This is a genomic window from Betaproteobacteria bacterium, from assembly GCA_009377585.1.
In the GTDB taxonomy this organism is placed as follows: domain Bacteria; phylum Pseudomonadota; class Gammaproteobacteria; order Burkholderiales; family WYBJ01; genus WYBJ01.
This window is the reverse complement of record WHTS01000197.1, coordinates 1-6,779: the sequence shown is the minus strand read 5'-3', so window position 1 is coordinate 6,779 and position 6,779 is coordinate 1. Positions and strand designations below refer to the sequence as shown.

At 64.5% G+C, this 6,779-nt stretch carries 7 protein-coding genes; 6 read left to right on the top strand and 1 reads right to left on the bottom strand.

Going from position 1 to position 6,779, the window contains the following annotated elements:
- From GEV05_29930 to GEV05_29920, 3 genes are all read left to right on the top strand, one after another.
- Positions 1 to 999, top strand: a 999-nt coding sequence (locus GEV05_29930) for a CapA family protein (GenBank protein ID MPZ47504.1), incomplete at its 5' end; no start/stop codon positions are given.
- A complete protein-coding gene (locus GEV05_29925; GenBank protein ID MPZ47503.1) occupies positions 996 to 1,697 on the top strand; it encodes an FCD domain-containing protein in 702 nt (233 codons plus the stop codon). The genes GEV05_29930 and GEV05_29925, both read left to right, overlap by 4 nt.
- 203 nt (positions 1,698 to 1,900) lie before the next feature.
- The gene (locus GEV05_29920) at positions 1,901 to 2,104 is read left to right on the top strand and encodes a cold-shock protein (protein ID MPZ47502.1); all 204 of its coding nucleotides are present in this window, start codon (positions 1,901 to 1,903) and stop codon (positions 2,102 to 2,104) included.
- A 122-nt stretch (positions 2,105 to 2,226) separates the two neighbouring features.
- On the opposite strand, the gene GEV05_29915 is transcribed toward GEV05_29920, so the two are convergent.
- The gene (locus tag GEV05_29915) at positions 2,227 to 2,706 is read right to left on the bottom strand and encodes a helix-turn-helix domain-containing protein (protein MPZ47501.1); all 480 of its coding nucleotides are present in this window, start codon (positions 2,704 to 2,706) and stop codon (positions 2,227 to 2,229) included.
- Positions 2,707 to 3,087: 381 nt separating this feature from the next.
- On the opposite strand from GEV05_29915, the gene GEV05_29910 reads away from it, so the two are divergent.
- The 3 genes from GEV05_29910 (at position 3,088) to GEV05_29900 (ending at position 6,590) form a co-directional block, all read left to right on the top strand.
- Positions 3,088 to 4,056 (top strand): AAA domain-containing protein, encoded by a 969-nt coding sequence (locus tag GEV05_29910; protein MPZ47500.1) that lies wholly within the window; start codon positions 3,088 to 3,090, stop codon positions 4,054 to 4,056.
- The gene (locus GEV05_29905; GenBank protein ID MPZ47499.1) at positions 4,056 to 5,474 is read left to right on the top strand and encodes a VWA domain-containing protein; all 1,419 of its coding nucleotides are present in this window, start codon (positions 4,056 to 4,058) and stop codon (positions 5,472 to 5,474) included. Before GEV05_29910 ends, GEV05_29905 begins: the two co-directional genes overlap by 1 nt.
- Before the next feature lie 153 nt (positions 5,475 to 5,627).
- Positions 5,628 to 6,590, top strand: a complete 963-nt coding sequence (locus tag GEV05_29900) for an alpha/beta fold hydrolase (protein ID MPZ47498.1) — start codon at positions 5,628 to 5,630, stop codon at positions 6,588 to 6,590.
- The last annotated feature ends 189 nt before the right edge of the window (positions 6,591 to 6,779 follow it).

Here is a 6,779-nt window from a genome sequence, read left to right as displayed (position 1 = left end):
GCCGATCTGCGCTTCGGCCAGGTCGAGCGCGTGTATTCCGAGCGCGGCGCGATGCAGGTGCACTCGGGCGACGCCCATAGCCGCCTGCCCCCGCACATGGCCTCGATTTTCGGCGCCTGCGGCTTCGACGTGGTCTCGGTCGCGAGCAACCACGCGATGGATTGGGGCCCGGAGGCATTGCTCGACACGATCGAGGTGCTGCGCGCGCGCGGCATCCACACCATCGGCGCGGGCCGAAATCTGGCCGCAGCGCGCGAGCCCGCCATCCTCGAGCGCAAGGGCGTGCGCGTCGCCTTTCTCGCCTATTGCTCGGTGCTGCGCGAAGGCTACGCGGCCAGGCCGAACCAGCCCGGCGTGGCGCCGCTACGCGCGCACACCTACTACGAGCCGGCCGAATACCAGCCCGGAATGCCGCCTCGCATCGTCACCCTGCCCTATGAGGACGACCTGAAGGGCTTGGTGGAGGATATTGCGGCAGCACGCAGCCGCGCCGACGCCGTCGTCGTCGCGCTGCACTGGGGCCTGCATTTCATTCCGCGTGCGATCGCCGACTACCAGCCGCTGGTCGCGCGCGCCGCCTTCGAAGCGGGCGCCGACCTGATCCTCGGTCATCACGCCCACGTGCCGAAGGCGATCGGCGTGCACGCGGGCAAGGCGTGCTTCTACAGTCTGAGCAACTTCATCATGTCGGCGCCGGCCGCGAAGCCCGAGCGTCATGCGACCTTCGCCCGGCGCTATGGGGTTGCGCTCGATCCGGACTATCCCAACCTGCCTTACGGCGTGGATGCCAAGCGCAGCCTGATCGCAAAAGCAAGCCTGTCGAAGCGCGGCGTCGAACGCGTTTCCTTTCTGCCGGTGCTGATCGACAAATCTCTGCGGCCCGAGGTGCTGAAAGCCGGCGATGCGCGCTTCACGGATGCAGTGAAGTACATGAACTGGGCCTCCGAGGGCTATGCCGAGCCGTTCCGAGTCGAGGGCGACGAGGTGCGCGTCCTATGAGATCCAGTACCAAGCTCTTCCGCCAGCCGGCCATGCGCGCGGCGGCGGCGGAAGCGGGCGAAACCACCTCGCGCAGCGAGCTCGTCTACCAGAAGCTTCGTAGCGCACTCGGCTCCGGAGCGCTCAAGCCAGGACAGCGCGTGCTGGAAGTCGAGGTTGCCGAATGGCTGCAGGTCAGCCGCACGCCGGTGCGCGACGCACTGCGGCGGCTCGAAAGCGAAGGCATGCTGAAGGTCGAGCCGCGCACGGGACTCGTGGTCGCGTCGATCTCGCGCCAGGCAATGCTGGAGCTCTACGTGATGCGCGAGGTGCTCGAAGGAACCTCGGCGCGGCTGTGCGCCCGCCACGCCTCCGACCCCGAGATCACCGAGCTGGAAGAGCTGGTCAAGCGCGAGGCGCGGCTGCAGGGCAACTACCCGGAGCTCGCACGCCACAACCGCCTGTTCCACGAAGCCATTCATCGCGGCGCCCACAACCGCTACCTCGAAAAGAGCCTCGCCGCGGTCAACGACACGCTGCACTTGCTCGGACCCAGCCAGTTGCTCATTGCCGAACGCGCCAGGCAATCGCAGGCCGAGCATGCCGAGCTCTTCGGACACATCCGCAACCACGATGCCGACGCGGCCGAGGCCGCGGCACGCCGGCATGTACGCTCCGCGCAGCAGCAACGGGTAAAGAACCTGTTTCCCCACGACTGATCGTCATGCCACGGACCGTTACCGAAATGCTTTGACCCCGCGCGCCATCGCGCGTATAAAGGGGCGCAAGGATCATTCAGGCGTCGATTCTTCCGATCCGCTGTACCGCCTCGGCATTACTCAGATCTCCTCGATCTTCCCCTCGACGGTCCGCACATGAGCGCAACGCGCTCGACATTCACTTTTATTGGAAAAGAGCTAGCATGAGTACAGGTACCGTCAAGTGGTTCAACGATGCGAAGGGCTTCGGGTTCATCACGCCGGACGATGGCGGGAAGGACTTGTTCGCCCATTTCTCGGCTATCCAGGAATCGGGCTTCAAATCGCTGCAGGAAGGACAGAAGGTCAGCTACGACAAGACCGCCGGTCCCAAGGGCGACCAGGCTTCCAACATTCGCAGCGCGTAAGCTCGCCGCAAGTTACGGCGACTGAAAAAAGGCCCGATGCGTCGGGCCTTTTTTCATCGGGCCTGGAAACTGCGCGTGCTGCGCGCAGTCGGCTCAGCGAATGGAGGCATCCTCAGGCGCGCCTACTTCGCGGAGGCCGAAGCGCCGCGTCTCTTCGCCGCGCTACCCTCGTCGAGCGACTGCAGGCGAGAAGCGACCTCTCGCTTGCCCAGCCCGCGCAACTCGGCCAATGCTTTCACTTGCGCCGCGCGCGGTCGGGTCACCTGGTGCTCCCAGTTGTAGATCGACTGCGCGCTCACGTCCACCAGGCGAGCGAACTCGCCTGCCGACAGGCCCAGCCGGTGGCGCAGCGAGCGGATGCCCTTGGACGAGAAGCGAACCCGCTGCTCCGACCCATCGTCAGGCGCGGCGGCTGCGGATCTGCCGATCGTCCCGGCGAGCGAGCCGACCTGGCGCTGCAGCGAAGCGATGCTGCGCTTCAACGCCGCGATTCCGCGACGCTGTTGAGCGGAGGTCTTTCGCAGCATGTCGATCTGGCTGCGGGTTTCTCGCCGCGCGACGCGGGCGATTTCCTGTTTCAGTACGGCAGCGATATTGGGCATGGGTATCTTCTTGTCGTCGAACCTCGGGGGGAGATGCATCGCGAATTTTTGGCGGCCGGTGGAATTGCCTGCATCGATTTCGATTCCCGACGCATGCAATGCGCGCTGGCAGCATTTCGGCGGCATCGTATCTGGCCGTCCGGGGCATTGTACTCGGTCGCAAGGATTACTTGCATTTTGCCCGTCTATGCATCCTTGCTTATTATCACAGTCACGATTGCTGCGGATCGCTATCTTTATTATCACAGTCACGTTCGCTGCGGATCACGATGCGGCACGCGCTGTACGTGTATTTGACAGGGCCGCGGCGCTCGGAGATCCTCGCAGAGTCGATGAATACTGCGGCCCGAGGGCTGCCATTCCACGTCCAAATCATTCATCATGCCGAGCAGCCAGAAAAGCACCCCATCGAGACCCATCGAATCGATCGAGTCGGTATTCGCCGGGCTCGGTATCGCGGGATACATAGCCAGTCGCCAGATCGCCACCGCGATCTACATCGCCCACCATCTGCAGAAACCAATCCTGGTCGAGGGTCCCGCCGGAGTCGGAAAGACCGAGCTCGCCAAGTCGGTTGCCTCCTGGCTCGAGCTTCCGCTCATACGGATGCAATGTTACGAGGGGCTGGACGAATCGAAAGCGCTGTACGAGTGGAAATACGGCAAGCAGCTACTCTATACGCAAATCCTGCGCGAGAAGGTGGGCTCGGTGATCGGCGACGCAGACGATCTCGCCACGGCGATCGGCAAGCTGCACGCATTCGGCGACATTTTCTTCTCCAAGAGCTTCCTCGAGCCGCGGCCGCTGCTGCGCGCGCTCGAGCAACCCGAGGGCGCCGTGCTCCTGATCGACGAGATCGACAAGTCCGATCAGGAGTTCGAGGCTTTCCTGTTGGAGCTTCTGTCCGACTATCAGGTGTCGATACCCGAGATCGGGAGCATCACGGCGGTTGTTAAGCCGATCGTGCTGCTCACGTCGAACTCGACGCGCGATCTCGGCGATGCGCTCAAACGGCGCTGCCTGCATCTGCACATCGGCTTTCCCGACGAGAAGCTGGAAGCCCGCATCATCGCCTCGCGGGTGCCGGGGATCGACGCGCGGCTGCTGGCGCAACTGGTGTCGTTCGTGCAGCAGCTGCGATCGTTGGACCTGAAGAAGCAGCCATCGGTGAGCGAATCGATCGATTGGGCCCGGGTGCTCGTGCTCCTGCACGCCTCGGTGCTGGAGGAACAGGTGGTGCGCGATACGCTCAACGTGCTGCTGAAATTCGAGTCGGATATCGATGCGGCGCGCGCGCACATCACGCATCTGACGCAGAGGGCGCAGCAGGCGGTGGTCGTGGAGGACTGATGTCGGGCCCCCTGCCCAGCTTTTCTGCGCCGCTGCGCGCGCAGGCGAGCGAGCCGCTGCGCCGCTTTCTGCAGGTGGCTCGCGGCGCCGGCTTGCGCGTCTCGGCCGCCGAGGGCATCGATGCCGCGCGCGCAGTCGACCTGGTCGGCTACGACGATCGGGGGGTGCTGAAGGATACGCTGGGACTCGTGCTTGCAAAAACGCCGGAAGAAAAGGCGCTGTACGACGAGGCCTTCGAGCTGTACTTTCAACGCGAAGCGCTTGCCGGCAAGGCGGCTGCGGATGTGGATGCGGCGCCTGCGCGCAGCCCGCAGGGAAGCGCATCGGACGCAGCCGAGCCTACAGACGGTTCGGGTCGCGCGTCGTTGTCGCAACTGCTGGAAAACGACGACCGCGCAACCCTTGCGAGCGCGCTGGAATCCGCCGCGCGCCAGGTCGGAATCGAGAAGATCCGGCTCTTCACGCAGAAGAACCTCTACATCCGCCAGATCCTGGAGCGCATGGGTCTGCGCGAAGTGGAAGCGCAAACGGCCGCATTGCGCGCGAGCGGCGGCGCGGATGACGACGACCGCGCACAACGCCTGAGCGAGCGCCTGGAACGGCTGCGCGATTCCGCGCGCGATTACGTCGAGCGCAGCATGCTGCTCTACGGTCGCGCCGAAACGGAACAGTTGCGCAGCCGCATGCTCAAGTCCTCGCGGCTGGCGAACATCGACCCCAGCCAGCACGAGCGCATGCGCGTGCTGGTGCGCACGATGGCCAAGCGCATCGCGACGCGCTATGCGATGAAGCGGCGCCGGCGCCAGCGCGGCCAGCTCGACATCCGGCGCACGCTCCGGCGCAACATGGGCTGGGGCGGCGTTCCGTTCATCACGGCCTGGAAGCAGCGGCGAATCGAAAAGCCGCGCGTCATGGTCCTGTGCGACGTATCGGGCTCGGTCGCATGGGTGGCGCAGTTCCTGCTCATGTTCATCTACGCGTTGACCGAGGTGCTGTCCGACATCCGTTCGTTCGCTTATTCCGGATCACTCATCGAAGTGAGCGACATCCTGGAGCGCAAGCCGATCGACGCAGCGGTCGTGCAGGTCATGGCGGAGATGGGATTCGGTTCCTCCAACTACGGCAATTCGCTGGCCGACTTCGAGAACGGCTGGATGGAACAGGTGACCAACAAGACGACGCTCATCATCCTCGGCGACGCCCGCGGCAACGACAACGACCCGCGCACCGAGATCATGGACCGGCTCGCGCAGCGCGCGAAGCGCATCATCTGGCTCAATCCGGAACCGCGCTCGGCCTGGGGCACGGGCGACTCCGACATGTATCGCTACCTGCCTTACTGCAGCCTGGCGCGCGTTTGCAGCACGCTCAACGACCTGGAGCGCGTCATCACCGACCTGCTCGATCGCGCGCACTAAGCAGCTGCGCTTCTCGCACTGCGCGGCTGCGCTTCTCGAAATTGCGCGGCTGCGCTTCTCGCATTGCGGACTTATCGTGCCGGCGCAGGTGTCTCGGCGCCCGCGCGCTGATAGACTCGGCGGCTCTCACAGAAAGAACTCACACTCATTGCCATGGATAGCCTGCAACCCAGCCAGCTCGTGCGCCAACTCGATGCCATCGCCGAACATCGGTCGGCGCCGTTCTCCGAGGGCCGTTCGATGCATTGGCGAATCTTCGGCCACGGCGAGCCGCTGGTGCTCGTTCACGGCGGCCACGGCAGCTGGCTGCACTGGGTCCGGAACATCGAGCAGCTGTCGCGTCAGCGCCGCCTGCTGGTGCCGGATCTGCCCGGTTTCGGCGACTCCGACGATCCGCCCGAAGGTTCGGATCTGCAATACATCGTCGAGGCATTCATCGCCTCGCTCGATCGGTTGCTCGGCGCGCGCTCACCCATCGACCTGGCCGGTTTTTCCCTCGGCGGCATCGTGTCGGCGCGCGCGGCGGCGAAGCGCGGCGCGGTGCGCAAGCTCGCACTTCTCGGTAGCCCCGGCACTGGCACGCCGCGGAGGACCCGCGCGGAGATGATTCGCTGGCGCCAAACGGACGAATCCAAAGCGGACGAAGCCGCACAGAACGCCGCGCTCAAGCACAATCTGCTGGCGCACATGATGCACGACGAAGCGAATGTCGATGCGCTGGGCTTCGAAGCCTACGTCACGGCCGTGAAGCGAACACGCTATCGGACGAACGGCGTGGGCAGCCGGTCGTCGTTGCCGTCGCTTCTGACGGGGTACACCGATCCTGTGCTGTTCGTCTACGGCGAGCACGATGTGACCGGCACGCCGGAGCTGGCGGAGGAGGTGCTGATTGCCTCGGCAGCGAATCGGGAATTCCGGCTGATCCGCGATGGCGGGCACTGGATTCAGTACGAGCGCGCGGAAGCGGTGAACGAGGTATTAACGAGGTGGTTTGCGCATTATCGAGCGTTCCCTATTTCATGTCACGCTCGTCCCTCACCCCCAACCCCTCTCCCGGGGGGAGAGGGGAGCGTCGCGTCCGTATTGGACTGTCGTCCAATACGGAACGATCAATAATGAGAACCACACCACCCCGTCGGCTACGCCGACACCCCTCCTCCTGAGAGGAGGGGAAATTTTAGATTCCCCTCCTGACCGAGGAGGGGCTGGACGCGACAGCGTCGCGGACGAGGTGGTTGGCTGTGAATCGCGGCTACGATGACTGCTTGAGAAAGCTGTCGGGATTGCGCGTGAACTTGTTACGGC